25 protein-coding genes and 1 pseudogene are annotated in these 25,629 nt (G+C 69.2%); 20 read left to right on the top strand and 6 right to left on the bottom strand.

Features of this window, described 5'->3' with window-relative positions; translation table 11 throughout:
• The first annotated feature begins 54 nt into the window (after nucleotides 1-54).
• The 4 genes and pseudogenes from K7C20_RS07055 to prcA all read left to right on the top strand — a co-directional run bounded on the left by K7C20_RS07055 (nucleotide 55) and on the right by prcA (nucleotide 2,633).
• The gene (locus K7C20_RS07055) at nucleotides 55-273 is read left to right on the top strand and encodes a ubiquitin-like protein Pup (protein WP_018087774.1); all 219 of its coding nucleotides are present in this window, start codon (nucleotides 55-57) and stop codon (nucleotides 271-273) included.
• Nucleotides 274-523: 250 nt separating this feature from the next.
• A pseudogene (locus K7C20_RS39225) lies at nucleotides 524-748 on the top strand (endonuclease domain-containing protein); the annotation flags it as partial.
• An 82-nt stretch (nucleotides 749-830) separates the two neighbouring features.
• Nucleotides 831-1,676: a proteasome subunit beta gene (prcB, locus tag K7C20_RS07045; RefSeq protein ID WP_030084802.1), complete on the top strand. Its 846-nt coding sequence runs from the start codon at nucleotides 831-833 to the stop codon at nucleotides 1,674-1,676.
• A 90-nt stretch (nucleotides 1,677-1,766) separates the two neighbouring features.
• On the top strand, nucleotides 1,767-2,633 hold the full coding sequence (gene prcA, locus K7C20_RS07040; protein WP_030084800.1) for a proteasome subunit alpha: 867 nt from the start codon (nucleotides 1,767-1,769) through the stop codon (nucleotides 2,631-2,633).
• A gap of 44 nt (nucleotides 2,634-2,677) precedes the next feature.
• Here the strand turns inward: prcA and K7C20_RS07035 are convergent, their stop codons facing one another.
• Nucleotides 2,678-3,763 carry a LacI family DNA-binding transcriptional regulator gene (locus K7C20_RS07035; RefSeq protein WP_409351341.1) on the bottom strand — a complete coding sequence of 362 codons (1,086 nt, stop codon included), beginning with the start codon at nucleotides 3,761-3,763 and terminating at the stop codon, nucleotides 2,678-2,680.
• A gap of 111 nt (nucleotides 3,764-3,874) precedes the next feature.
• Here K7C20_RS07035 and K7C20_RS07030 point away from each other — a divergent pair, with 111 nt between their 5' ends.
• From K7C20_RS07030 to K7C20_RS06980, 11 genes are all read left to right on the top strand, one after another.
• Entirely contained in the window at nucleotides 3,875-5,134 is a 1,260-nt protein-coding gene (locus K7C20_RS07030; RefSeq protein WP_053210173.1) for an MFS transporter, read from the top strand.
• Nucleotides 5,135-5,143: 9 nt separating this feature from the next.
• Entirely contained in the window at nucleotides 5,144-6,505 is a 1,362-nt protein-coding gene (gene pafA, locus K7C20_RS07025) for a Pup--protein ligase (RefSeq protein WP_018087769.1), read from the top strand.
• A gap of 235 nt (nucleotides 6,506-6,740) precedes the next feature.
• Entirely contained in the window at nucleotides 6,741-7,649 is a 909-nt protein-coding gene (locus K7C20_RS07020) for an FKBP-type peptidyl-prolyl cis-trans isomerase (RefSeq protein ID WP_063754002.1), read from the top strand.
• A gap of 57 nt (nucleotides 7,650-7,706) precedes the next feature.
• Entirely contained in the window at nucleotides 7,707-8,081 is a 375-nt protein-coding gene (locus K7C20_RS07015; RefSeq protein ID WP_018087767.1) for an FKBP-type peptidyl-prolyl cis-trans isomerase, read from the top strand.
• Nucleotides 8,082-8,221: 140 nt separating this feature from the next.
• The gene (locus tag K7C20_RS07010) at nucleotides 8,222-9,190 is read left to right on the top strand and encodes a helix-turn-helix transcriptional regulator (RefSeq protein WP_030084787.1); all 969 of its coding nucleotides are present in this window, start codon (nucleotides 8,222-8,224) and stop codon (nucleotides 9,188-9,190) included.
• A 16-nt stretch (nucleotides 9,191-9,206) separates the two neighbouring features.
• A complete protein-coding gene (locus tag K7C20_RS07005; RefSeq protein ID WP_030987042.1) occupies nucleotides 9,207-10,157 on the top strand; it encodes a helix-turn-helix transcriptional regulator in 951 nt (316 codons plus the stop codon).
• 67 nt (nucleotides 10,158-10,224) lie between these two features.
• Entirely contained in the window at nucleotides 10,225-10,485 is a 261-nt protein-coding gene (locus K7C20_RS07000) for a hypothetical protein (RefSeq protein ID WP_053210172.1), read from the top strand.
• A gap of 16 nt (nucleotides 10,486-10,501) precedes the next feature.
• A complete protein-coding gene (locus K7C20_RS06995; RefSeq protein ID WP_030084781.1) occupies nucleotides 10,502-10,705 on the top strand; it encodes a hypothetical protein in 204 nt (67 codons plus the stop codon).
• Between the two features lie 216 nt (nucleotides 10,706-10,921).
• Nucleotides 10,922-11,209: a Sec-independent protein translocase subunit TatA gene (gene tatA / locus K7C20_RS06990; RefSeq protein ID WP_030084780.1), complete on the top strand. Its 288-nt coding sequence runs from the start codon at nucleotides 10,922-10,924 to the stop codon at nucleotides 11,207-11,209.
• A gap of 62 nt (nucleotides 11,210-11,271) precedes the next feature.
• Nucleotides 11,272-12,237, top strand: a complete 966-nt coding sequence (gene tatC, locus K7C20_RS06985; RefSeq protein ID WP_078953517.1) for a twin-arginine translocase subunit TatC — start codon at nucleotides 11,272-11,274, stop codon at nucleotides 12,235-12,237.
• Between the two features lie 409 nt (nucleotides 12,238-12,646).
• Nucleotides 12,647-15,463 (top strand): DEAD/DEAH box helicase, encoded by a 2,817-nt coding sequence (locus K7C20_RS06980; RefSeq protein ID WP_053210170.1) that lies wholly within the window; start codon nucleotides 12,647-12,649, stop codon nucleotides 15,461-15,463.
• Nucleotides 15,464-15,542: 79 nt separating this feature from the next.
• On the opposite strand, the gene K7C20_RS06975 is transcribed toward K7C20_RS06980, so the two are convergent.
• On the bottom strand, nucleotides 15,543-16,679 hold the full coding sequence (locus K7C20_RS06975; RefSeq protein ID WP_030084776.1) for an LLM class flavin-dependent oxidoreductase: 1,137 nt from the start codon (nucleotides 16,677-16,679) through the stop codon (nucleotides 15,543-15,545).
• 309 nt (nucleotides 16,680-16,988) lie between these two features.
• On the opposite strand from K7C20_RS06975, the gene K7C20_RS06970 reads away from it, so the two are divergent.
• The gene (locus K7C20_RS06970) at nucleotides 16,989-17,345 is read left to right on the top strand and encodes an L-rhamnose mutarotase (protein ID WP_030084774.1); all 357 of its coding nucleotides are present in this window, start codon (nucleotides 16,989-16,991) and stop codon (nucleotides 17,343-17,345) included.
• 126 nt (nucleotides 17,346-17,471) lie between these two features.
• Nucleotides 17,472-17,837, top strand: coding sequence for a VOC family protein (locus tag K7C20_RS06965; RefSeq protein WP_053210169.1), 366 nt, complete (start codon nucleotides 17,472-17,474; stop codon nucleotides 17,835-17,837).
• A 156-nt stretch (nucleotides 17,838-17,993) separates the two neighbouring features.
• On the opposite strand, the gene K7C20_RS06960 is transcribed toward K7C20_RS06965, so the two are convergent.
• Complete coding sequence (locus tag K7C20_RS06960) at nucleotides 17,994-18,851, bottom strand: siderophore-interacting protein (protein WP_030084770.1); 858 nt, start codon at nucleotides 18,849-18,851, stop codon at nucleotides 17,994-17,996.
• A 49-nt stretch (nucleotides 18,852-18,900) separates the two neighbouring features.
• Nucleotides 18,901-19,815, bottom strand: a complete 915-nt coding sequence (locus K7C20_RS06955; RefSeq protein WP_030084768.1) for a 5'-3' exonuclease — start codon at nucleotides 19,813-19,815, stop codon at nucleotides 18,901-18,903.
• A gap of 227 nt (nucleotides 19,816-20,042) precedes the next feature.
• Here K7C20_RS06955 and K7C20_RS06950 point away from each other — a divergent pair, with 227 nt between their 5' ends.
• Nucleotides 20,043-21,269, top strand: coding sequence for a quaternary amine ABC transporter ATP-binding protein (locus K7C20_RS06950; RefSeq protein WP_030084765.1), 1,227 nt, complete (start codon nucleotides 20,043-20,045; stop codon nucleotides 21,267-21,269).
• Nucleotides 21,262-23,868 carry an ABC transporter permease/substrate binding protein gene (locus K7C20_RS06945; RefSeq protein ID WP_030084763.1) on the top strand — a complete coding sequence of 869 codons (2,607 nt, stop codon included), beginning with the start codon at nucleotides 21,262-21,264 and terminating at the stop codon, nucleotides 23,866-23,868. Before K7C20_RS06950 ends, K7C20_RS06945 begins: the two co-directional genes overlap by 8 nt.
• A 128-nt stretch (nucleotides 23,869-23,996) precedes the next feature.
• Here K7C20_RS06945 and K7C20_RS06940 read toward each other — a convergent pair whose 3' ends face one another.
• Nucleotides 23,997-24,359 carry a hypothetical protein gene (locus K7C20_RS06940; protein WP_150127328.1) on the bottom strand — a complete coding sequence of 121 codons (363 nt, stop codon included), beginning with the start codon at nucleotides 24,357-24,359 and terminating at the stop codon, nucleotides 23,997-23,999.
• The gene (locus K7C20_RS06935; RefSeq protein ID WP_150127327.1) at nucleotides 24,356-24,700 is read right to left on the bottom strand and encodes a hypothetical protein; all 345 of its coding nucleotides are present in this window, start codon (nucleotides 24,698-24,700) and stop codon (nucleotides 24,356-24,358) included. The genes K7C20_RS06940 and K7C20_RS06935 overlap by 4 nt, the downstream gene beginning before the upstream one ends.
• A 172-nt stretch (nucleotides 24,701-24,872) precedes the next feature.
• Between K7C20_RS06935 and K7C20_RS06930 the strand changes: the two genes are divergently transcribed.
• On the top strand, nucleotides 24,873-25,610 hold the full coding sequence (locus K7C20_RS06930; RefSeq protein ID WP_078953516.1) for a helical backbone metal receptor: 738 nt from the start codon (nucleotides 24,873-24,875) through the stop codon (nucleotides 25,608-25,610).
• Nucleotides 25,611-25,629: the final 19 nt, after the last annotated feature.

Below are 25,629 nucleotides of genomic sequence, written 5' to 3'. Positions count from 1 at the left end.
GGGTCGGATCTTGAAGGTCACATCGAGCGGGGCGAACCGAGCGGGGTGAGGGACATGGCGACCAAGGACAGCGGCGGCGGACAGGCAAAGGCCACGCGTTCCACCGAAGAGGTCGAGGAGCAGACGCAGGACGCGGAGGCCTCGGAAGACCTCAAGGAACGCCAGGAAAAGTTGTCGGACGACGTGGACTCGGTGCTGGACGAGATCGACGATGTTCTCGAGGAGAACGCAGAGGACTTCGTGCGGTCATTTGTTCAGAAAGGTGGACAATAGGCCCCGAAGCGGACATGGCTGGCTCGGGGGGACCGAAATGCTGTTCGCGGTGCGAGCGGGCACTGCCGACAGCCGCCTTCTCCAGTAACAAGTCGACGCGAGACGGCCTTCAGGCGTACTGCCGGGAGTGCTCCGCGGAGTACTGCCGGCAGCGTCAGGCGGCCAAGGGGCGGACGGCCCGCGAGAACGTCCCCGTGCCTCGGGGGTCCAAGCGGTGTCCGCAGTGTCGTGAAGTGAAAACGCATGACCAGTGGGAGCGCAACAAGTCGTCGTCGGACGGTTGGGCGAGTTATTGCCGGCCGTGCAGGGCGGAACGGAACCGGGAGAGTCACCTCAAGCGCCACTACGGCCTCACCGTGGCCGAGCGGGACGCGATGATCAAGGCACAGTTCGGTATCTGGCGATCTGTCTTGAGCCGGGCCCGAGGCATGTGGATCACGACCACGATACGGGTAAGGTCCGAGGCGTACTGTGCTTCAACTGCAATTCGGCACTCGGCAAGTTGAGGGATGACCCGACGCCATGCGCAGGGCCATCGCATATCTGGAAGGAAACGTGTGGAAGCCAATACTCGAAGCACCGGGCGTCTACCGGCTGCCTTCCTGACGCCTGGATCCTCGTCGTTCATGGATTTCCTCGGCGAGCACTCGCCCGGTCTGCTGCCCAGCAACCGCCCGTTGCCGCCGGTGCAGGGCGCCATCGAGGCGCCGCACGGCACGACGATCGTTGCCGCGGCGTTCCCGCAGGGCGTGGTGCTCGCCGGTGACCGGCGGGCGACAATGGGCAATGTCATCGCGCAGCGTGATATCGAGAAGGTTTTCCCGGCCGACGAGTATTCGGCGGTCGGCATCGCGGGCACGGCAGGCCTCGCGGTGGAGATGGTCAAGCTCTTCCAGCTGGAGCTGGAGCACTTCGAAAAGGTCGAGGGTGCCCAACTCTCCTTGGAGGGCAAGGCGAATCGTCTGTCGACGATGATTCGCAGCAATCTGGGAATGGCCATGCAGGGCCTGGCCGTGGTGCCGTTGTTCGCCGGCTATGACCTCGACCGCGACAAGGGCCGTATCTTCTCGTACGACGTGACCGGCGGGCGGTCGGAGGAGCACGGTTTCGCGGCGACGGGTTCCGGCTCGGTCTTTGCGCGCAGCGCGCTGAAGAAGCTCTTCCGGGAAGATTTCACGGAGAATCAGGCCGCCACCGCCGTCGTCCAGGCGCTCTATGACGCCGCCGACGACGACTCGGCGACCGGCGGGCCCGATATGGCGCGGAAGATCTACCCCATCGTCACGGTGATCACCGAAGACGGCTTCAAGAAGCTCACCGACGACGAGGTCTCGGAGATCGCCCGTGCCGTGCACGAGCGCCGCCTCGAACAGCCCGACGGCCCGCGCGCCGCGCTGCTCTGACGGGACGGATGTTCCGTAATGCTCCCCCGGCCCCGCCGGGGGAGCCCCCAGCCACTGCGAGACCTTTTGACAGGAAGGGACGGATAGCCGGTGTCGACGCCGTTCTATGTCTCACCCCAGCAGGCCATGGCCGATCGCGCCGAGTACGCCCGCAAGGGCATCGCCCGCGGCCGTAGTGTCGTGGTGCTGCAATACACCGACGGCGTGGTATTCGTCGCCGAGAATCCCTCCCGCGCCCTGCACAAGGTCAGCGAGATTTATGACCGGATCGCCTTTGCGGCGGTCGGCAAGTACAACGAGTTCGAGAATCTGCGGATCGGCGGTGTGCGCTACGCCGATCTGCGGGGCTACACCTACGACCGTGAGGACGTGACCGCGCGGGGCCTGGCGAATGTCTATGCCCAGACGCTCGGCACGATTTTCTCCAGCGCCGCCGAGAAGCCGTACGAGGTCGAGCTGATCGTCGCCGAGGTCGGTGCCGCTCCCGAGGACGACCAGATCTACCGGCTGCCGCATGACGGCTCGATCGTCGACGAGCACGGCTCGGTGGCGGTCGGTGGCAACGCCGACCAGATCAGCAGCTACCTCGACCAGCGTCACCGCGACGGTATGACGCTGGCCGAGGCGCTCAAGCTGGCGTTGGATTCGCTCTCCCGGGACAACAACGGCGGTGAGCGCACGCTGACCGCCGAGCAGCTGGAGGTCGCGACGCTGGACCGTACGCGCCCGCAGCAGCGCAAGTTCAAGCGGATCCTGGGGCGGCAGCTCTCCCGGCTGCTGGACGAGAGCGGCGGGGCGGATGCCGGGGACGCGGCGGCGGACGCCGATGCGGATGCCGGTGCCGGGGAGTCCGGGGCCGCCGCCGAGGGCGCCGGGGACAAGGGCTCCAAGGGCAAGGGAACCAAGGGCAAGGGCGCTTCGGGCGAGGACGGCCCCGAAGGGGAGCCTCTGCTCTGACGTAACGCTGTGGGGCGGGTGCCCCTGTCGCGCGCCCCGGTGGGTCACTGCCCGCCGGGGCGCGCGGCGTTTTCGGGGGCGTCCGGGGGCGGGGCGGTGGAGCCGCGGCTGATCAGTTCGACCGGCAGGGCGGGGGCCTCGGCGGGGCGGCCGTCGAGCACGCTCATCAGGGCCCGCATGCCGGCCTCGCCGAATTCCTCGGCGGGCAGTCGTACGGTCGTCAGCTCCGGCTCGACGGCGACGGCCAGGGCCAGGTCGTCGAAGCCGGTGACGGAGACGTCCTCGGGGACCCGCAGGCCCAGCCGGCGTACGGCCTTGCAGGCGCCCGCGGCGATGATGTCGTCGTCGCAGAGCAGCGCCGTGGGGCGGGGGCCGGGGGCGGTCAGGGCGGCGTGTGCGGCGTGCAGCCCGGCGTCGACACCGAGGGCGGCCGGTTGGCGGCGCAGCAGCATGCCGGGGACGCCGTCGCATGCTGCGGTGACGGCGCGGGCGCGCAGATCGAAGGTCCAGGAGTGCACATCGGCCGCGAGGTGGGTGATGCGGCGGTGGCCGAGCGCTGTCAGATGGGTGGTCAACTGGCGCGCGCCGTCGGCGATGTCCAGGTTGACGGTGGCGGTGGCCCGGTCGTCGTCGGGGTCGCTGTCCAGCATGACCAGCGGCAGGTCCGCGTCCCGGAGTGCGGTGAGGGCCTCGGCGGCCATGGAGGAGGCGATGACGCCGTCCAGGGTGGCCGAGGCGGAGCCGAAGGGGTCGCGGGCGGGGCCGATGCCTTCGGGGGAGGGGTAGAGGACGACTCCGAAGTCGTGGGCGGCGGCGATCCGGGCCGCGCCGGTGTAGACGCGGGCGAAGAATTCGGTGGTCAGGGCGGGGACGACCAGCAGGGCGGTGCGGGTGCGGCCCATCCGCAGACTGCGGGCGGCGAGGTTGGGGCGGTAGTCCAACTGGCGGGCGGCGATGCGGACCGCCTCGGCCTTGGCGGGCGAGACCCGGCCGCGCCATTTGTCGCCCAGGACGAGCGAGACGGCGGCCTGGGAGACTCCCGCGGCGCGGGCCACGTCCCGGCTGGTGGTGCGGCCGCCGGCCGGGCGCCTGCCGAGGGGGGTGGTCTCGTTGCTGGTCACCTGGGGTATCGCTCCTCGCGTCGCCGTTGCGGGGTGGACCTGGGGTGGGGGTCATGATACGTATAACGGCGAAGGTTATACGTATCACGTCCGTCCGCTCCGGGCGGGAAAGGGGCAGGGATGGCCGCGGGATATGCGGAGCTGCTCAGAACCCGGCACGCGGCCAGGCTCCTGGTGGGGACGCTGGTCGGCAGGCTGCCGAACGCCACCGCCGCGCTGGCGGTGGTTCTCTTCATCCGCGCCGAGGGCGGCAGCTACGCCCTGGCCGGCGCGCTCTCCGCGGTCTACGGCGTCTGCAATGCCGTCGGCCAGCCACTGCTGGGGCGGGCGGTGGACCTCTTCGGCCAGCCGCGGGTGATGCTGCCCGCCTCGGTGCTCTCCGCGCTCGGTATGACGCTGCTGGCGGTCGTCGGCCTGGATGTGCTGTGGCTCGCCTACGTCGCCATGGTGATCGCCGGCTTCTTCACCCCGCCACTGGAGGGCGGCCTGCGGGCGCTGTGGCCCGGGGTCCTCAAGCGCGCGGACCGGGTGCATGCCGCCTATGCGCTGGACGCGGTGGCGCAGGAAGTCATGTTCGCGGTGGGGCCCTTGCTGGTGACGCTGTGCGTGGCGGCCTGGTCGGAGGGGGTGGCGCTGCTGGTGATCAACCTGCTCGGGGTGCTCGGCGCACTCTCCGTGGTCGTCTCCGAGCCGTCCCGGCAGTGGCGCAGCGGTCCGCGGGAGGCGCACTGGCTGGGTGCGTTGCGCTCGGCCGGGATGCTGGTGCTGATCGGCGCGTTCTTCTTCGTGGGGCTGGCGCTGGGGTCGATCGCGGTCGCGGCGGTCGCTTACGCCGACGAGCACGGCGGGGGGATGGTCTCCAGCCTGCTGCTGTCCTCGCTGGGTGTCGGCGCGCTGGCCGGCGGCCTCGTCTACGGCGCGCGCGAGTGGCCGGGGCGGCCGGAGGGCCGGCTGCGGCTGCTGACCGCCCTGCTGGCACTGGGCTATCTGCCGCTGGTGCTGGTGCCGGGTGTCGTGGGGATGACGGCGTTGACGGGTGTCGCGGGGGTGTTCCTGGCGCCGGCGCTGGCCTGTGCGTTCGTGGTGGTGGACCGGCATGCGCCCCAGGGCACCGTGACGGAGGCGTTTTCCTGGCTGGTGACGACGTTCGGTGTCGGGTCGGCGGTGGGCGCTTCGGTGGTGGGTCCGGCCGTGGGGAGCGGCGGCGCGGTGGCGGGTTTCGCGGTGGCCGGAGCCGGTGGGCTCGCCGCGCTGCTCGTCCTTTTGTCGACGAAGCGATTCCTCGGGGATCCCGTGCCGCGTACGGCAGATGCGGTCCCGGCGGAAAATGATCGAAACGGGGCTGTCGAACCCGGTTTCAGAGCAGGCCGTCAGGCGTAATGTTCAGTCATGGACCGCCGCATTTTCGGGCTGGAGAACGAGTACGGCGTCACGTGCACGTTCAGGGGACAGCGCCGACTGTCGCCTGACGAAGTGGCGCGGTACCTCTTCCGCCGTGTCGTGTCATGGGGCCGCAGCAGCAATGTCTTCCTGCGGAACGGCGCCCGCCTGTACTTGGACGTGGGTTCGCACCCGGAATATGCAACTCCCGAGTGCGACAACGTGACCGAACTGGTCACTCACGACAAGGCCGGCGAGCGTATTCTCGAAGGCCTGCTCGTCGACGCCGAACGCCGCCTGCATGAGGAGGGAATCGCGGGCGACGTGTATCTCTTCAAGAACAACACCGATTCGGCGGGAAACTCCTACGGGTGCCACGAGAATTATCTCGTCGCCCGCCATGGTGAGTTCTCCCGGCTCGCGGACATCCTCATTCCGTTCCTCGTCACCCGTCAGCTGCTGTGCGGCGCGGGCAAGGTGCTGCAGACTCCGCGGGGCGCCGTCTACTGCGTCAGCCAGCGTGCGGAGCACATCTGGGAGGGCGTCTCCTCGGCGACGACCCGTTCCCGGCCGATCATCAATACCCGCGACGAACCGCATGCGGATGCCGAGCGGTACCGCCGGCTGCATGTCATCGTCGGTGACTCCAATATGTCCGAGACGACCATGATGCTGAAGGTCGGGGCCACCGACCTCGTCCTGCGCATGATCGAGGCGGGCACGGTCATGCGGGATCTGACGCTGGAGAACCCGATCCGGGCCATCCGCGAGGTCAGTCACGACATCACGGGCCAGCGCAAGGTGCGGCTGGCCAGCGGGCGCGAGGCATCGGCGCTCGAAGTCCAGCAGGAGTACTACGAGAAGGCCGTGGATTTCTGCGACCGCCGCGGAATCCGTACGGGCACCGTCGAGCGGGTCCTGGAACTGTGGGGCCGGACGCTCGAGGCGATCAGGGACGAGGAGCTCGACCGCATCTCGACCGAGATCGACTGGGTGATGAAACATCAGCTCATCGAGCGGTACCGCACAAAGAACAACATCACCATGTCCCACCCCCGGGTGGCGCAGATAGACCTCGCGTATCACGACATCCACCGCCGCCGAGGGCTGTACTACCTCCTGGAGCGGAAGGGGCAAGCGGCGCGGATCTGTAACGACTTGAAGATCTTCGAGGGCAAGTCGGTGCCGCCGCAGACCACTCGCGCCAGGCTGCGCGGCGACTTCATTCGCCGGGCACAGGAGCAGCGCCGTGATTTCACGGTCGACTGGGTGCATCTCAAGCTGAATGACCAGGCGCAGCGCACGGTCCTGTGCAAGGACCCGTTCCGTTCGGTGGACGACCGGGTGGAGAAGCTGATCGCCGGCATGTGAGCCGATTCCGGTGAGGGTGCGGTGCACCGCGTCCGGGCGGATTCCGTCGTGGGTCCACGGCGGGAAATCCGACCCGTTCGGGTGGCGGTGTCCGAGGCGTGTGGGGCCGGTGAGGGTGCCGGTCGAGTGCAACAGTGGCGGGGCCCATGTGACATGGACCCCGCCACTGTTGCGTGGCGTGGTTAGAGTGGCCCAGTCCATTCACTTTGATCGCAGCCCGTCTTGAGGGATTTACGTGCGCCGACGCCGAATCGCAGCCCTGATCGCCGTGCCCCTGTTTCTCGTCTCCGCAGCGGCCTGCGGCAATGACGACTCACCCAAGGCCGGCTCAGTGCCGGCGGTGAGCGGGCAGGCGGATGCCAAGCCCAAGGTGGCAAAGGGCGAAGGCGACCCGCCCAAGAAACTTCAGGTCAAGGTGCTGAAGAAGGGCAACGGCCCGGTGGTGAAGAAGGGCGACGCCCTCAATGCCAACTACCTCGGCCAGACCTGGAGCGGCTCCGCCTTCGACAACAGCTGGGACCGTGGTGCGCCGGCCACCTTCGAGATCGGCAGCGGCAAGGTCATCAAGGGCTGGGACGAGGGTCTGGTGGGTCAGAAGCTCGGCAGCCGCGTCGAGTTGGTGATCCCGCCGGACAAGGGCTACGGCGCGCAGGCGCAGCAGAAGATTCCGGCGAACTCCACGCTGGTCTTCGTCGTGGACCTCAAGAAGGTCATGCCGAACAAGATCGAGGGCAAGCCGGTCGCGCAGGACAACGCCGAGCTGCCCAAGGTGGGCACCGACATCAACGACAAGGCGCCGAAGATCACCATCCCCAAGGGCCAGGACGCCCCGAAGGACATCGAGAGCGAGACGATCATCGAGGGCAAGGGCGCGAAGATCGGCAGCAAGGCCACCGTGCGTGCCAACTACACGGTGGTCACCTGGAAGGACGGCAAGGTGATCGCCGACACCTGGGCGCCGGGGCAGTCCGGGGCGCAGGAGGTGCCCATCGCGCAGCTGCCGGGCTGGCAGGAAGGCCTCAAGGGCAAGAAGGCCGGCAGCCGGGTGCTGATCGTGGTGCCCAAGAGCAAGCTGACCCCGGAGCAGCAGAAGTCCATCGGATCGGATCTTGCCTTCTCCGTGGATGTCCTCAACGTCAGCTGACGTTGATCTGCGAGACTGAGGCAGTAATCGTAAAGATTCGTAAGTAGGAGCACATTCGTGAGCATCGACAAGCCCGAGATCGACTTTCCTGAGGGCCCGGCTCCCACCGAGCTCGAGATCGTGGACCTGACGGAGGGCGACGGGCCGGTCGCCAAGGCCGGGGACACCGTCTCCGTCCACTATGTCGGCGTGTCGTTCAGCACCGGCGAGGAGTTCGACGCGAGCTGGAACCGCGGCAAGCCGCTCCAGTTCCAGCTGGGCGCCGGCCAGGTCATCGCCGGCTGGGACCAGGGCGTGCAGGGCATGAAGGTCGGCGGCCGCCGCCGGCTGACCATCCCCGCGCACCTGGCGTACGGCGACCGCGGTGCCGGCGGCGGCCGGATCGCCCCGGGCGAGACGCTGATCTTCGTCTGCGACCTGGTCTCCGTCTGAGACCGGTGCCGGTCGCCGCGCGCGACCGCTGCTGACGTGTCCGAGGGCCCGCGCCGCGATGGCGCGGGCCCTCCGGCTTTTGCCCTGACCTCCCCGAGCGGTACGGTCAACGATCGGGAGTTCAACGAGAAAGGGCGTCGATGGCGATTGCCAAGGCCGAGCGGCTGATGAACCTGGCGCTGTGCCTGCTGGGGACACGACGCCCGCTGACCAAGCGGGAGCTCAGGTCCTCCATCGAGGCCTATATCGAGGCGGGCAGCGACGACTCGTTCAACCGCATGTTCGAGCGCGACAAGGACGATCTGCGCGAGCTCGGCCTGGTCATCGAGACCGTCGAGGGTATCGAGGGCGACATCGGCTATCTCGCCCGCCGCGACAGCAACCGCCTGCCCCCGATCACGCTGGACGCCGAGGAGGCCGCCGCCCTGGGGCTGGCCGCGAAGATCTGGCAGCAGGCCCGGCTGGCGGGCGCCGCCAGCGGCGCGCTCCAGAAGCTGCGCGCGGCCGGTATGCCGCTGGCCGGCGACGGCGCGGACTATGACGCCGGGCAGCCGCACAGCGCCCTGGAGCCCCGTATCCCGGCCCATGAGGCCGCCTTCGAGCCGCTGATGCTGGCCTGCCGCGACCGCCGCCCCGTCGTCTTCGACTACCGCAAGTCGAACGCCGCCCACCCGGAGCAGCGGCAGGTCGAACCATGGATCCTCGAATGCTGGCGGGGTCATTGGTACGTGGCCGGCTGGGACCGCGAGCGCCAGGCGGAGCGGGTCTTCCGGCTCTCCCGGATCACCGGCAAGGTCCGTTCCCGGCAAGGGGCGTTCACCGCTCCGGTGCCCGATCACGTCACCGTCCGCGAGACCGTCGAGAGCTGGGCCGGGGAGACCGCCACCGGCACCGCACGGATCAGGCTCCGCGCCGAGCACGGCTATCCGCTGCGCGCCCGTGCGCTCACCGTTCGCGACCTGGGCGACGGCTGGGACGAGCTGGAGATTCCCAACGGCCACGGACTCGACGCCTGGCTGGTGGAGTTCGGGCCCGACGTGGTCGTACTGGAACCCGCGGAACTGCGCGCCGAGGTCATCGACCGGCTGCGCGCCGTGGCCAAGGGCTGAGAGGGATACGAGACCCATGGCGACGAACGCGATCGACCAGACCCGCCGGATGCTGTCCCTGGTGACCTATCTGCGCGAGCGCCCCGGTGCCCGCGTCGGCGACGTCGCCCGCGCCTTCGGCATCACCGAGGACGAGCTGATCACCGACCTCGACATCCTGCCGATGTGCGGTACGAGCTTCCGCGGCGGCGACCTCCTGGACATCGACACCGACGGCGACCGCATCTGGTGGCACAACCCCGACGATGTCGCCGAGCCGCTGCGGCTGGCCGCCGACGAGGCGACCGCCCTGCTCGTCGCGGCCCGTGCGGTGGCCACCCTCCCCGGGCTGCGCGAGGGCGACCGGCAGGCGCTGCTGCGCGCCACCGCGAAGCTGGAGGCGGCGGCCGGTGAGGCGGCCGGCGCCAGTGCCCGGCTGTCGGTGACCTTCGAGTCCGAGGGCGGGGTGTTCGCCGATGTGGACCGCGCCATCGCCGAGCGGCGCCGGCTGTGGCTGCGCTACTACTCCCCGGCCCGTGACGAGCTGACCGAGCGCGAGGTCGACCCGATCCGGCTCTTCGCCGTCGGACACACCTATATGGAGGCGTGGTGCCGGCTCTCGGAGGCCCGGCGCACCTTCCGTCTCGACCGGGTCGCCGAGATCAAGCTGCTGGACGCGCCCGCCGATCCGCCGCCGGTCGAGCTGCGCGATCTGTCGGAGGGGCTGGTACAGCCCGCGGCCGAGGACCCCGAGGTGTCCATCGAGGTCGGGCCCGGCGGCCGCTGGGTCGCCGAGTACTACCCGCACGACAGCGCCGAGGAACTCCCCGACGGCGGACTGCGCATCACGCTGCGCACCCCCGACCCGGCCTCGCTGCGGCGGCTGGCGCTGCGACTGGGCCGCGACGGCCGGATCGTGGCGCCGCAGGCCCTCGCGGACAGTGCGCGGCAGGCCGCCGACCAGGCGCTCGCGGCGTACGGCGAGTGAGCGCGGCGGACCGGGCGGCGCGCGGCTCGCGTCGTGTCGCGCAGGGAGAAGGAGGAGGCAGCGAAGGATGACGTCCACGAGGGCGACCACCGCCCTGGCGGGCATGAGCGCTCCGGTGGTCTTCAAAGCGGCCTGCCCGGACTGCCGGGGCCGCTTCGAGCTGGCCTCGGAGGCCTTCCGGCTGGCGATCGGCGGCAGCAGCCGCACCACCTTCTACTCCTTCACCTGCCCCGACTGCCGCCGTGCGGTGCGCAAACCGGCCGGCGAGCGGATCATCGAGCTGCTCACCGGCGGCGGGGTCCGCACGCTGCGGCTGCACACGGGCTGACCGATAGGCTCGCCCCATGCTCTGGCCCATGATCGCAATCGCCCTCGGCTTCGTCGGGATCGCCGTGCTCGGTGCCCTCGCCGTCCGCGTCTTCGCCGAAGTACGACGGCTTGCCCGCCAGGTCGGAGCGACGTCGGAGCGGATCCAGCGAGCCGCCGAGGACCTGGAGCGGGCCGCGGCTCCATTGGCCGCATCGGCGCATCGGCGGGAAACGGAGTAGCGGGCGTGACGGGCCAAAGCCCTCGTACGTGTGGACGGTAGGCTGTTCCGCAGGGCCGAGCGTGAGGCGCGGCCCGCTACTCGGAGTGCGCACAGGGGTTGCCCAGCGTTTACCCGTGAGCGTTACGATCGCTGCTAGCACGGCGGGCGGACGGATGTCCGGCCAAGTCAGGTAGCTCCATCCCCAGCCGCCTCGGTGAGAAGGTAGACGCTTATGTTGTTCGGAAAGATCGGCGCTCCCGAGATCATTCTCATTCTCGTCGTCGTCGTCCTGCTGTTCGGCGCCAAGAAGCTGCCCGACATGGCGCGCTCGCTCGGCAAGTCCGCCCGCATCCTCAAGAGCGAGGCGAAGGCGATGAAGTCCGAGGGCGGCCAGAAGCAGGAAGCCCCCTCCGACCCGCCGAACCCCGACTCGCAGAGTGCGACCCGGACGATCAAGGCGGCGCCTGGTGACGTGAACGGTGCTCGGCCGGTTGCCGAGAACGATCACAGCGTGCAGCGCTGAATCCAGGGCTTGACTGTGGCAGTGGCGCGTCCACTGCCCGTCGCATGAGATGAGGACGTGGGTTGCTCAAGTCTGCCCCCAACAAACAACAGAAGGCGAAAGACCCCGAGGGGCGCATGCCCCTCGTGGAGCACCTGCGTGAGCTCCGCAACCGGCTCGCCAAGGGCTTGCTGGCCATTGTCGTCGCGACGGTCGTCGCGGCCTTCTTCTACGAAGAGATCATCAACTTCTTCACGAAGCCGGTGTTGCAGTCGGTGGGCTGCAACTCACTCTTCACCGACCTCGCCAAGCAGGAGAAGGGGTCGCGATGCGCCAGCATCGTGATGATGGACCTGCTCGGCCCCTTCACTCTCGCGCTGAAGGTCTCCCTGGTCGCCGGTCTCATCCTGTCGGCGCCGGTCTGGCTCTACCAGCTCTGGGCCTTCCTCGCCCCGGGGCTGCACCGCAACGAGAAGAAGTACACGCTCAGCTTCGTCGGCGTGGGGTTTCCGCTGTTCGTGGCCGGCGGCTACTTCGCGTACCGGGTGCTGCCCACCACGGCGGACGTCCTCATCGCCTTCACGCCGGCCGGTATCGGCAACCTCCTCACGCTGGACAAGCTGCTCGACCTCATCGCCCGGATGGTCATCGTCTTCGGCCTGTCCTTCGAGCTGCCTCTGCTCCTGGTCATGCTGAACTTCGCCGGCGTCATCACCGCCAAACGCATGCTCGGCTGGTGGCGGGCGATGGTCATGGGCATCACGGTCTTCGCGGCGATCGCGACACCGAGTACGGACCCGCTGACCATGCTTGCCCTGGCCGTCCCGATCACCGTGCTGTACTTCGGCGCCGTCGGGATCGCGCTGGCCAACGATGCCCGACGGCGGCGACGGCTCGCGGCGGAGCCGGCCGACGACGAGGCCTCCGACCTCGATCTGACGCCTGCGGAGATCGGCGAGATCGAGCCGGTGGCGGCGACGGCGGCGTTGCCGGAGAAGGCGAGCGGAGACGGCGACACGAGGCGCGGCAGCTTCGACGACGTCACCTGACGAGGCCGGCGGGCCGGGCCCTGGCGGCCCGGCTCGGCACGGCTCGCGGAGGCGGCCGTGTGAGGCCGAGGGACCGCGGAAGGGGGAGGCTCCTGTGGAGCCTCCCCCTTCACCGTGATCCGCCCGCCGGGTCTACCCCGGCTGACACAGGCTCAGCAGTACTTGATGCCCGTCGGGGACGTCTCTGGTCGTGAGGCGCCGCTGAAAGATCCCGCGGATGCACGGGATGATCAAGATGATCGTAGGGGATCTCTGTGATCATGACAGCGAATTCGTTCCACCCCGGTGCCCCGCCGCCCCGCTCCCTCGTGCACGGGCGCCCCGGCGTTCCGGGACCGAAGGGGGGCGGGCAAAGGCTGCCCATAATGATCGGTCGTTGTCAGAGGTGGCCGGTAGGCTCGTAAGCACGATGACCGAGGACATGTCCCCTGCTGAACGCTATGCCGCCGCCAAGCTCCGGGCGGCCGAGCAGGCCACCGCACTCGCCCCTTTCCGAGAAATGTACGACTTTGGCCTGGATCCGTTCCAGGTCGAGGCGTGCCAGGCCCTGGAGGCCGGCAAGGGCGTGCTGGTCGCGGCCCCCACCGGATCCGGAAAGACGATCGTCGGCGAATTCGCCGTCCACCTGGCCCTGGAGCAGGGCCGAAAATGCTTCTACACCACGCCCATCAAGGCGCTGTCCAACCAGAAGTACCAGGACCTGGTCAAGCGTTACGGCGCCGACAAGGTCGGTCTGCTGACCGGCGACAACAGCGTCAACTCCGAGGCTCCGGTGGTCGTGATGACCACCGAAGTACTGCGGAACATGCTCTATTCCGGCTCGCAGTCGCTGGTCGGGCTCGGCTATGTGGTCATGGACGAGGTGCACTACCTCTCCGACCGCTTCCGCGGTGCCGTCTGGGAAGAGGTGATCATCCATCTCCCCGAGTCGGTGACGCTGGTGTCACTGTCGGCCACCGTCTCCAACGCCGAGGAGTTCGGTGACTGGCTGGACACGGTCCGTGGCGACACCGCCGTGATCGTCTCCGAGCACCGGCCGGTGCCGCTGTGGCAGCACGTCCTCGCGGGCCGCCGGATATACGACCTGTTCGAGGAGCGGGACGGGCAGAGCGGCGGCCGCCGCGAGGTCAATCCCGATCTGGAGCGGCTGGCGCGCATGGAGAACAGCCGGCCGACGTTCGGCCGGGACAAGCGCCGGGGCCGCAATCTGCGCGAGGCGGACCGCGAGCGTGAGCGGCGCCAGCGTGCCCGGATCTGGACGCCGAGCCGCCCGGAGGTCATCGACCGCCTCGACAACGAGGGCCTGCTGCCCGCGATCACCTTCATCTTCAGCCGCGCAGGCTGCGAGTCCGCCGTCCAGCAGTGCCTGTATTCGGGCCTGCGGCTCAACGACCAGGAGGGCCGCGAGCAGGTCCGTCGCATAGTGGAGGCGCGGACGGCCGGCATCCCGGACGACGACCTCCATGTGCTGGGCTACTACGAGTGGTTGGAGGGCCTGGAGCGGGGCATCGCGGCGCATCACGCCGGCATGCTGCCGACGTTCAAGGAGGTCGTCGAGGAGCTGTTCGTGAAGGGCCTGGTCAAGGCCGTCTTCGCCACCGAGACGCTGGCGCTGGGCATCAACATGCCCGCGCGTTCCGTGGTGTTGGAAAAGCTCGTGAAGTGGAACGGTGAGCAGCACGCCGACATCACTCCCGGCGAGTACACCCAGCTGACCGGCCGCGCCGGGCGCCGCGGGATCGACATCGAGGGCCATGCGGTGGTGCTGTGGCAGCGGGGGATGAACCCGGGCGCGCTGGCCGGGCTCGCCGGGACCCGTACGTATCCGCTGCGGTCCTCCTTCAAGCCGTCGTACAACATGGCGGTCAACCTCGTCTCCCAGTTCGGCAGGCACCGTTCGCGGGAGCTGCTGGAGATGTCCTTCGCGCAGTTCCAGGCCGACAAGTCGGTGGTCGGGATCTCGCGGCAGGTGCAGAAGAACGAGGAGGGGCTGGAGGGCTACCGCGGCTCGATGACCTGCCACCTCGGCGACTTCGAGGAGTACTCCCGGCTGCGGCGGGAGTTGAAGGAGCGGGAGACGGAGCTGGCCAAGCAGGGCGCGGCGCAGCGGCGGGTGGCGGCCGCGGCGGCGCTGGAGAAGCTGAAGCCCGGCGATGTCATCCATGTGCCGACCGGCAAGTACGCGGGCCTGGCGCTGGTCCTCGACCCCGGTATGCCCTCGGGGCGGACGAACGGCCATCGCGGCTTCGATCCGCAGGACGGGCCGCGGCCGCTGGTGCTGACCGCCGAGCGTCAGGTCAAGCGGCTGGCGTCGATCGACTTCCCGGTGCCGGTCGAGGCGCTGGACCGGATGCGGATCCCCAAGTCCTTCAACGCCCGCAGCCCGCAGTCGCGCCGCGATCTGGCGTCCGCGCTGCGGACGAAGGCCGGTCATGTCGTCCCGTCGCGGCATCGCAAGCCGCGCTCGGAGGCGGCCGACGACCGGGAGATCGCCCGGCTGCGTACGGAGATCAGGGCGCACCCCTGCCATGGCTGTGCCGAGCGTGAGGACCACGCCCGCTGGGCGGAGCGCTATCACCGACTGCTGCGCGACACCCGCCAGTTGGAGCGCCGGATCGAGGGGCGGACAAACACCATCGCCCGCACCTTCGACCGGATCTGCGCACTGCTGACCGAGCTGGACTACCTCGAAGGCGACACGGTCACCGACGAGGGCCGCCGGCTGGCCCGGCTCTACGGCGAGCTGGATCTGCTGGCGAGCGAGTGTCTGCGCGAGGGCGTCTGGGAGGGCCTCGGCCCGGCGGAGCTGGCGGCCTGTGCCTCGGCGCTGGTGTACGAGGCGCGGCAGGCGGACGATGCGGTGGCGCCCAAGCTGCCGGCCGGCAAGGCCAGGGACGCGCTGGGCGAGATGGTGCGTATCTGGGGCCGGCTGGACGCCCTGGAGGAGGACCACAAGATCAACCAGGCGGAGGGCGTCGGACAGCGCGAGCCGGACCTCGGCTTCGCCTGGGCCGCGTACCGCTGGGCCTCCGGCTTCGGCCTCGACGAGGTGCTCCGCGAGGCCGAGATGCCCGCCGGTGACTTCGTCCGCTGGTGCAAGCAGCTGATCGATGTCCTCGGCCAGATCGCGGCGGCGGCCCCGCCCGGCGGCACGGTCGCGCGTACCGCCCGTAAGTCCATGGACGGTGTGCTGCGCGGCGTGGTGGCGTATTCGTCGGTGGGCTGAGCGGCAGCGGCCGGTTCCGGCCTGAGCGGTACGGCGCCGCACCCCCGTCCGGCGGGGGTGCGGCGCCGACTGCTGTCGCCTAACGGGCGGCGGCGGGTGACAACGCCTGCCGGCCGCCGGTGGCCGCCCGCTCCGCGTCGCGCTTGGCGACCTCCTCGCGCACGATCGGGATGACATACCGGCCGAAGTCGATGGCGTCGTCGAGCAGGTCGTAGCCGCGCGCGGAGAGGATGTCCACGCCCAGGTCGTAGTAGTCGAGCAGGGCCTCGGCGACGGTCTCCGGCGTGCCGACCAGGGCCGTGGAGTTGCCCGCGCCGCCGGTCTCCGCGGCGGTCGGGGTCCACAGTGCCCGGTCGTGCCGCTCGCCCTCGGCGGCCACCGCCAGCAGCCGCTGTGACCCGGCGTTCTGCGGGTTCGTCAGCGGATGCCGGCGGCTGAGCGGGCCGCCCGCCTTGCGTGCCCTGATCCGCTCCAGGGTGCGGTGGGCCTTCTCCCAGGCCAGCTCCTCCGTGGGCGCGATGACCGGCCGGAACGCGACCTGGATCCTGGGCACGTCGCTGCGGCCGGCCGCCCGCGCCGCGGCCCGCACCGAGGCGATCTGCTCGGCGGTCTGTGCCAGCGGCTCGCCCCACAGGCAGTAGATGTCCGCCTCGGCGCCGCCCGCCGCGTACGCCGCCGCCGAGGAACCTCCGAACGACACCTGGGGGTGCGGCTGCTGGACGGGGAAGGTGTCCGAGACGAAGTCACGGAAGCGGTAGTGGGTGCCCTCGTGGTCGAAGGGCTCGTGGGTGGTCCAGATCTTCTTGACGAGGCGGATGTATTCGCGGGTGCGGTCGTAGCGCTCGTCCTTGGTGAGGGTGTCGCCCTCGCGGCCCTGCTCGTGGTCGTTGCCGCCGGTGATGAAGTGGACCGCGAGCCGGCCGTCGCTGATCCGGTCCAGCGTCGCGAAGGTCTTCGCGGCGAACGTCGGATAGGAGACGTTGGGGCGGTGCGCCACCAGGATCTGAAGGGTCTCGGTGCGGGCCGCGACATAGGCCGCGGCCGGGGAGGGGTCGGGGGAGCCGGAACCGTAGGCGAACAGCACCCGGTCCCAGCCGTACTCCTCGTGGGCACGGGCCAGTTTCAGCGTGTAGGCCTTGTCGAAGGAAGCGCCGGAACGGGGGGTGACTTCGGAACCGTCGTTGGTCGCGGCAATGCCGAGGAACTCGACAGGCATGGTGATGGCCTCGTCTTCTCGTAGGTCGTGCGCTCGTGGGCATGCGCGTGGGGCATGCGGGCGTACGGGATGGCCGTACGGCGGAGGGGGATGTACTGCGCTACGAAGAAGTCAGCGGCAACAGGAGGCCGACCACACTCGACCGAAGTCGATGTGGTCGCGGGTGACCAGCCGCTGCTGAGGACGCATGGGGTCAGTGGAACAGGCAGATGCCTGCGCCGTCAACCAATTCCCGCAACGGCAGGACGACTTCGCGGCGGTCCGGGGCGGCAGGGTGCGGCCGCCGGGGTGGTGGGGAAGGCTTCCGCCATGTGTGCGACACGCGACGAGGGCGCCACCCCGGTACGGCGCCTCGGCAGGCTCATCACCTTGCGCCCGGAACACCGCGAGGAGTATCTGCGGCTGCATGCGGAGGTCTGGCCCGAGGTGCTGGCGATGATCACCGCCTGCCATCTCCGCAACTACTCGATCTTCCTCGAGGGCGATGTGCTGTTCTCGTATGCCGAGTACGTCGGGGAGGACTACGCCGCCGACATGGCCCGGATGGCGGCCGACCCGGTGACCCGGCGGTGGTGGCAGCTCACCGATCCCTGCCAGGAGCAGACCGAGGGCGCCGTACCGGGGGAGTGGTGGACACCGATGCGGGAGGTCTTCCACCACGACTGAGCCGGCCGGCGCTCCGGTCCGCGTGCCCGGACGGGGATGCCGACGGGCTCTTCGACGGGGCGCCCGACGGGGCTCCTGGCGGTAATCGCCGCGACAGACCCCCGGAGCCGGTGGAAGGCTGACGGCATGATTGATCACATCGCGATCCAGGTCAGCAATGTGGCGGCGAGTGCGGAGTTCTACGACCGTGTCCTCGCCCCGCTCGGGGGGCAACGGACCAAGGAATTCGGCGAGTTCATCAGCTTCGGCACCACCGGACACACCCTCTGGCTCGTCCCTGCCACCGACGACGGCCCGGCCCGCGAGGTGCACCTCGCCTTCGCCGCGGACGGCCGCGCGGCCGTCGACGCCTTCCACGCCGCGGCCGTTGCGGCCGGCGCCGAGTCCCTGCACGCGCCACGGCTGTGGCCCCAGTACCACGCGTCGTACTACGGGGCCTTCGTCCGTGACCCCGACGGCAACAACATCGAAGCGGTCTGCCATACGCCGTAGCGCGGGCCCCTTCCACCGCCGAGATCGTGACCCGGGCCTGCGGGCCTACGGGCCTACGGGCCTACGGGCCTACGGGCCTACGGGCCTGCGGGCCTGCGGGCCTGCGGGCCCGCGAGGGTCCCGCCGTAGAAGGGCCGGCCGGGTCGTACCGCCGGGTCAGGAGGCCGTCGCCGTCGCGGACTCCTGCTCGGCCTCGACCTGCTGGTTCCAGTCGCGCTTGGCGGCCTGCCAGCCGTCCTCGTCGTGGCCTGTGCGCCAGTAGCCGGAGATGGACAGGGCCTCGCGGGGGATGTCGCGCTCGACGCGGAGCAGGCGCCGCAGCTCCTTCACGAACCCCGCCTCGCCGTGCACGAACGCCTGGACCCGGCCGGCCGGGAACTCCAGCGCCCGTACGGCGGCGACCAGTTCGCGGCCGACCGGTGCGGCCCCGCGGTACAGCCAGCGGATCCCGGCGCCGGCCGGTACCTCCAGCTCCTGGCGTTCCTCCGGGCCCGCCACCTCGATGAAGGCGTGCACCGGTACGCCCGCGGGCATCCGGGCCAGGGATGCGGCGATGGCCGGCAGTGCGCTCTCGTCGCCCGCCAGCAGATGCCAGTCGGCGCCGGCCTCCGGGACGTAGGCGCCGCCCGGACCGAGAAGGAAGATCTCCTCGCCCGGCTTCGCCGCGGCCGCCCACGGTCCGGCCACGCCCTCGTCGCCGTGCACCACGAAGTCCACGGTCAGCTCGCGGGTGGTGGGGTCCCAGGCCCGGACGGTGTACGTACGGGTCCTGGGCCAGCGGTTGCGGGGGAACTCGGCGCGGATCTGCGCGATGTCGAACGGCTCGGGGTACTGCACGCCGGGCAGCGGAAAGACCAGCTTGACGTAGTGGTCGGAGAACTCGCCCGCCGTGAACTCCCCCAGCCCCTCACCGCCCAGCACCACGCGGACCATGTGCGGGGTGAGCTGCTCGGTGCGCTGCACCCGGGCGCGGTGCAGGGTGGGCTTCTTGCGGGACGGACGCTCAGCTGCCACGGCGATCTCCCCTGATGCGATACTTATTAGGTATACCTAACCTAACAGGTCATCGGCGGAGCGTGAGGAGCAGGCGCTGCAATGCGCCGCCGAGGCCCCACTGGTCGGCCAGCGCTTCCAGCCGCACGGGGTCGGCCGGTTCGTTCGGCAGGGTGTGGTCGACGGCCGGGACGGCCACGTCGGTGGCCACCTTCACGACCTTCGGGGCGACCGCGACATACGGGCGGGCCTCCAGCAGCCGCTTGCGCTGGGCGGGGGTCACCTTCGAAGCGGGGTCCTCGGCGGCGGCCATGATGCCCGCCAAGTTGCCGTAGGCGTCCAGCAGTTTCGCGGCCGTCTTCTCGCCGATGCCCGGGACGCCGGGCAGGCCGTCGCTGGGGTCGCCGCGCAGCAGCGCCAGATCGACGTAGCCGGGGCCGTCCACGCCGTACTTCTCGCGCAGCAGCGCCTCATCGGTGATCTGGAGGGTGCCGACGCCCTTGAGCGGATACAGGATGCGGATGCCGCGCCGGTCGTCGACGAGCTGGAAGAGGTCGCGGTCGCCGGTGACGATGTCCACCGGGCCCTTGGCCTGTGCGGTCAGGGTGCCGATGATGTCGTCGGCCTCGTAGCCGGCCGCCCCGATACGGGCGATGCCCAGGGCGTCCAGGACGTCCTCGATGACCGGGACCTGGGGCGAGAGGGTGTCGGGGATCTCCTCCTCGTCGGGCTCCGCGGATCCGGCCGGGGATTCCTCGGCGACCCGGTGTGCCTTGTACGAGGGGATCAGGTCGACCCGCCACTGGGGGCGCCAGTCGAAGTCCATGCAGGCGACCAGGTCGTCGGGGTGGTGGTCCTGGACGAGCCGGGCGATGAAGTCCAGCAGGCCGCGCACCGCGTTCACCGGGGTGCCGTCCGGGGCTTTGACTGATTCCGGTACCCCGAAATAGGCGCGGAAGTAGAGAGAGGCGGTGTCGAGGAGCATCAGGCGTCGAGTCACATCCCGCATCTTGCCGTATGCCCCATACGTCACGCGGATGTGAGGTGAATCACCGTCTTGTTTGAGCCGCATAAAGAAGGGCAGGCGCGCAGCCGGAGTGGACCCGATCGAAATTCAACTTTTCGACCGGTAAAGGCGGGCGGAACCCGCGCCACTCCACGACCTGGCTACGGGGGTGGCAGGTCGTCACTGGTTCGACAAGAGAGGCATATGTGTCCAGGCTGCAAGCCGAGCACCTGTACAAGGTGTTCGGCAGACGACCCGAGGACGCGGTCCGCAAGCTCGAAGCCGGCGCCAGCCGGGAGGACCTGCGGGCCGAAGGCACCACCGCTGCGGTGATCGACGCGTCGATCGAGGTGGACGAGGGCCAGATATTCGTCGTCATGGGTCTGTCCGGGTCCGGCAAGTCCACCCTGCTGCGCACGCTCAACGGGCTGCTGGAGCCGACGTCGGGAACCGTCCGGTTCGACGGCCAGGACCTCACCTCGCTCAGCGACAAGGAGTTGCGCAAGGTCCGCTCCGAGAAGATCTCCATGGTCTTCCAGCACTTCGCGCTCTTCCCGCACCGCAGTGTGCTGGAGAACGCCGCCTACGGCCTCGAAGTGCAGGGTGTACCGCGCGCCGAGCGTACGAAGCGCGCCACCGAAGCGCTCGAACTCACCGGGCTCAAGGGCTGGGAGAAGTCCTGGCCCGACGAGCTGTCCGGCGGGATGCAGCAGCGCGTGGGCCTGGCCCGTGCGCTGGCCACCAATGCCGACCTGCTGCTGATGGACGAGTCCTTCAGCGCGCTCGACCCGCTGATCCGCCGCGATATGCAGGACCAGCTGCTGGAGCTCCAGAAGGCGCTGAAGAAGACCATCGTCTTCATCACCCACGACCTGAACGAGGCCATGCGGCTCGGCGACAAGATCGCTGTGATGCGCGACGGCCGGATCGTCCAGATCGGCAGCGCCGAGGACATCCTCGTCACGCCGGCCAACGACTATGTCGCCTCCTTCACCCAGGACGTGGACCGTACGCGGGTACTGACCGCGGGCGCGATCATGGCCGAGGTCGGGACCGTGCTCGGCGCCACGACCCCGGAGGGCAAGAAGCTCGCCACTGCGGCGGAGTTCCGGGCCGCCGCACCTGCCACGGTCGGTGTCGACACCCCGCTGGTCGAGCTGTTCACGCCCTGCTCGACCAGCACCGTTCCGGTCGCCGTGACCGATGAGAAGGGCGAACTGGTCGGCGCTGTGACGGCCGAGCGGCTGCTCGCCGTCCTCGGCGAATCCGCGGCGCAGGACCCGGCCCCGGCCGTTCCCGTCCAGGCCGAGGCCAAGACCTCGGGCGACGGGATATCCGCGGACAAGACGCCCGCGGACGAGACCTCCGAGCAGACGTCCGGCAACGCGCCCACGGACCACGACCCCGAGGACAAGGTGAGCGCCGGTGCCTAGGATTCCGATAGGCAGTTGGGCCGACAGCCTGGTCGAATGGCTGCGGGACCATGCCGAGTGGCTCTTCCACTTCGTCACGACCGTGCTGGGGGGCTTCTACGACGGCATCCTCACGGTCCTCTCCGGCCCCGAACCGCTGCTCCTGACGGGCATCTTCGCGGTGATCGCCTGGTGGCTGCGCGGTCTGCCGGCCGCTGTGCTGACCTTCCTCGGCTTCGCCTTGATCGATTCGATCGAGCAGTGGCACCAGACCATGCAGTCGCTCTCGCTGGTGCTCGTGGCCTGCATCATCACCATCGCGGTCGCCGTACCGCTCGGTGTCTGGGCGGCCCGCAACCGTGCCGTCAGCGGGGCGGTGCGTCCGGTCCTGGACCTGATGCAGACGATGCCCGCGATGGTCTACCTGATCCCCGGCATCCTCTTCTTCGGCCTCGGTGCCGTCCCCGGCATCGTGTCGACCATCGTCTTCTCCATGCCGCCCGCGGTCCGCATGACCGAACTGGGCATCCGGCAGGTCGACGGCGAACTGGTCGAGGCCGCCGACGCGTTCGGCACCCATCCCCGGCGCACGCTCTTCCGCGTACAGCTGCCGCTGGCCCTGCCGACGATCATGGCCGGTATCAACCAGGTCATCATGCTGGCGCTGTCCATGGTCGTCATCGCGGGCATGGTCGGCGGCGCCGGTCTCGGCGGCACCGTCTACCTCTCGCTCAGCTCGGTCGATGTGAAGCTGGGCGCGGAGGGCGGTCTCGCGGTCGTCATCCTCGCGGTGTACCTGGACCGGATGACCAGTGCGCTCAACCAGCGGGTCTCCCCGCTCGGCCGGCGCGCGCTGGCGAAGGCGCAGGCCGCGCTCGGCGGCCTGAAGTTCCTCCACTGGAAGCCCGCGACCTCTGTCGCGACGGTCGCGGTGGTGGTGCTCGCGCTCATCGCCGGAGGGATGAGCTTCGCCGGCAAGGAGAGCGGTGGCGCGGCGGGCACCGACGGCAACGGCCGGCCGGTCAGCCTCGGCTACGTCAACTGGGACGAGGGCAAGGCCACGACGTTCCTGTGGAAGGAAATCCTCGAACAGCGCGGGTACAAGCCCAAGGTCCAGGCCCTGGATGCCGGCCCGCTCTTCACCGGCCAGGCCCGTGGTGACATCGACGTGCAGACCAACGCCTGGCTGCCGACGACCCACGCGGAGTACTGGAAGAAGTACAAGGACAAGCTCGAGGACCTGGGCGCCTGGTACGACAAGACCTCCCTGGAGATCGCGGTCCCGTCCTACATGAAGGACGTCAAGACCCTGGACGACCTCAAGGGCAAGGGCGGCACGTTCGGCGGGAAGATCGTCGGCATCGAGCCCGGCGCGGGCGAGATGAAGATCCTCAAGGACAAGGTCCTCAAGGACTACGGCCTGGGCGGCGAGTACAAGGTCATGGAGTCGAGCACCTCGTCCATGCTCACCGAGCTGGACCGCTCGATCCACGACAAGAAGCCGATCGCCGTCACGCTGTGGTCGCCGCACTGGGCCTACGACAAGTACAAGCTGACCAAGCTCAAGGACCCCAAGGGCTCGTTCGGGTCCGGGGACAGCCTGCACATGCTGGGCCGCAAGGGCTTCTCCCACGACGAGCCCCAGGTCGCGGGCTGGATGAAGAAGTTCCACCTCGACGAGAAGCAGCTCACCAGCCTCGAGAGCGAGGTCAAGAACGCCGGTACGGGGCATGAGCAGGAGGGCGTGCGCGCCTGGCTCAAGCAGCACCCGGGGCTGGTCAACAAGCTGGCGCCGTCCGCCAAGGCCGCCTACGCCAAGGGCAAGGACGCGGGCAAGACCCCGACCATGGGCTTCCCGGCGTGGGACGAGGGCATTGCCACGACGTACCTCTGGAAGAACATTCTGGAGAAGCGGGGCTACCGGCCGAAGCTCCAGAACCTCGATGTCGGGCCGATGTGGACCGGACTGTCGACGGGGCAGATCGATGTCGAAACCGACGCCTGGCTTCCGGTGGCGCAGAAGCAGTACTGGGACAAGTACAAAGACGATCTGGTCGACGTCGGGGCCTGGTACGACAAGACCTCCCTGGAGATCGCCGTACCGTCCTACGTCAAGGGTGTGAAGACCCTGGACGATCTGCGCAAGCACAAGGACACCTTCGGCGGCAAGATCATCGGAATCGAGCCGGGCACCGGCGAGATGAAGCGCCTCAAGAGCGTGGTGTCGCCCGCCTACGGCTTGGACGGCTTCGACGTCACCGAGGCCGGGACCAGCGCCATGCTCACCGAGCTGGAGCGGGCCTACGACAAGAAGGAGCCCATCGCGGTGGTCCTGTGGTCCCCGCACTGGGCGTACAGCAAGTACGACCTCACCAAGCTCAAGGACCCGCAGGGCACCTGGGGCGCCAACAACCAGATCAAGACGATCGGCAACAAGAGCTTCCCGAAGAAATTCCCGGAGTTCAACGGCTGGTTGAAGAACTGGAAGATGAGCGCCGATGAGCTCGGCAGCCTGGAGAAGGACATTCAGGCCGCCGGAAAGGGCAACGAGGACAAGGGCGTCCAGAAGTGGATCGATGCCCATCCGGGCATCGTCGACAAGATGGCACCCGTGAAGTAATCCTCACCGGCGTCCACTTCGCCGCGGCGAGCCCCGCCACCGGAACGTTTCGGTGGCGGGGCTCGGCTGTTTCCGGTCCGCGGTACGGAATGCGAGGCGGACGGATCGGCGGTGCGGCGGGATATGCCTCAGAACTTGCGGCACAGGAGCTTGAAGGTCTCGACCTTGGCCCCGTCGAACTTTCCCGGCACGTCCAGCGCATAGATCCGGTATTTCACCGAACGCAGTCCGGTCGGGGTGGGCCGTTCCGTGAGCAGATAGTTCTTGCGGCCGAAATCCTGGGTCCAGACGTGGTGCCCCTTACCCGGGATCTTGAACTTGTGCACGATGTGGCCGACGGCCTTGGAGACGATGATGACTTCCTGGCCCTTGCCACAGCGCTTGTAGCCGCCCTCCTTCTCGGTGGCGTGCGCGGCGCCCGGGGCGAGGAGCAGCGTGGCCCCGGCGGCGGCCAGCACCGCAGCGATCTTCTTCTTCATGCGGAAAGTCACCGGTTTCCCTTCACGCTGCAGAATCCGTACACCTTGACCAGGGTCTTCTTCGTGCCCCAGACCGAGGTCACCTTCCAGTAGACCTGGTGCCGCCAGGTGGGAATGGCCTTGGACGAGATGCCGGAGGGGTCGTTCCAGTACTCCTGGGTGTGCACTTTTCCGCTCGGGACCCGCCAGCTGACCCGGAATTTCGCGGCGCCCTTGACGTAGATGAACGCAGTGTCATAGGCGCCCGGGCATCCCGTGCCGCCCGACTTGGAATGGAATCCCTTGACCGGAGCGGCCTGTGCCGGCGCACTGAGCGCCAAAGGCGAAACGAGTGCGAGACCCGTGGCCAACACGCTGAGGAGAGTGCCCTTTCGGCGGTGGCTGTGCATGCAGAAAATCCCTCGGTTCTCCCTTGGTGATGCTTGATCAACTCGCGTCGATCCTAGGGAGACGAGGGCTGTCCCCGCTATTGTCCGATGGTGCACAACCGCCCGTCGCGAGCGGTGAATTGCGTACCCTGGCGCCATGATGAGCCGCACTCCGCCGCGCCGCGTGGTCTCACTCGTCCCCTCGCTGACGGAGGCGGTCGCCTGCACCGCGCCCGGCCTGCTGGTGGGGGCCACCGACTGGTGCAGCGAGCCGGCCGGACTCGATGCCGTGCGCATCGGCGGCACCAAGAACCCGGACACGGAACGGATCGCCGCCCTCGCCCCCGACCTCGTGATCGCCAACGAGGAGGAGAACCGGGAGCCGGATCTCGCCGCGTTGCGCGCCGCCGGGATCACGGTGCTGGTCACCGAGGTACGGACCCTGCCGCAAGCGTTCCGGGAGCTGGAGCGGGTCCTCGTGCACGGCTGCGGGCTGGCCCGGCCCGAGTGGCTGGACGCCGCCGAGGCCGCCTGGCGGGACCTCCCGGTCCGTCCGGCCGGGCGGACGGCGGTGGTGCCGGTCTGGCGCCGGCCGTGGATGGTGCTGGGCCGGGACACCTTCGCCGGTGATCTCCTGGCCCGCCTGGGCGTCCGCAACCTCTACGCGGACCATGCCGACCGCTACCCCCGTATCCCGCTCGACGCCCTCCGCGCCTGTGCCGCCGACCTCGTGGTGCTGCCCGACGAGCCCTATCGCTTCAGCGCCGAGGACGGTCCCGAGGCGTTCCCGGGACTGCCCGCCGCGCTGGTCAGCGGCCGGTATCTGACCTGGTACGGGCCCTCACTGGGGCGCGCCCCGGCCGTACTGGCACAGGCCTTGGCCGGGGCGCGGTGAGCGGGCGTGCCAGGCGCTG

The organism is Streptomyces decoyicus, assembly GCF_019880305.1.
Classification (GTDB): Bacteria; Actinomycetota; Actinomycetes; order Streptomycetales; family Streptomycetaceae; genus Streptomyces; species Streptomyces decoyicus.
Note: the sequence above shows the minus strand (reverse complement) of the source record. Positions and strands in the feature narration are given on the sequence as shown.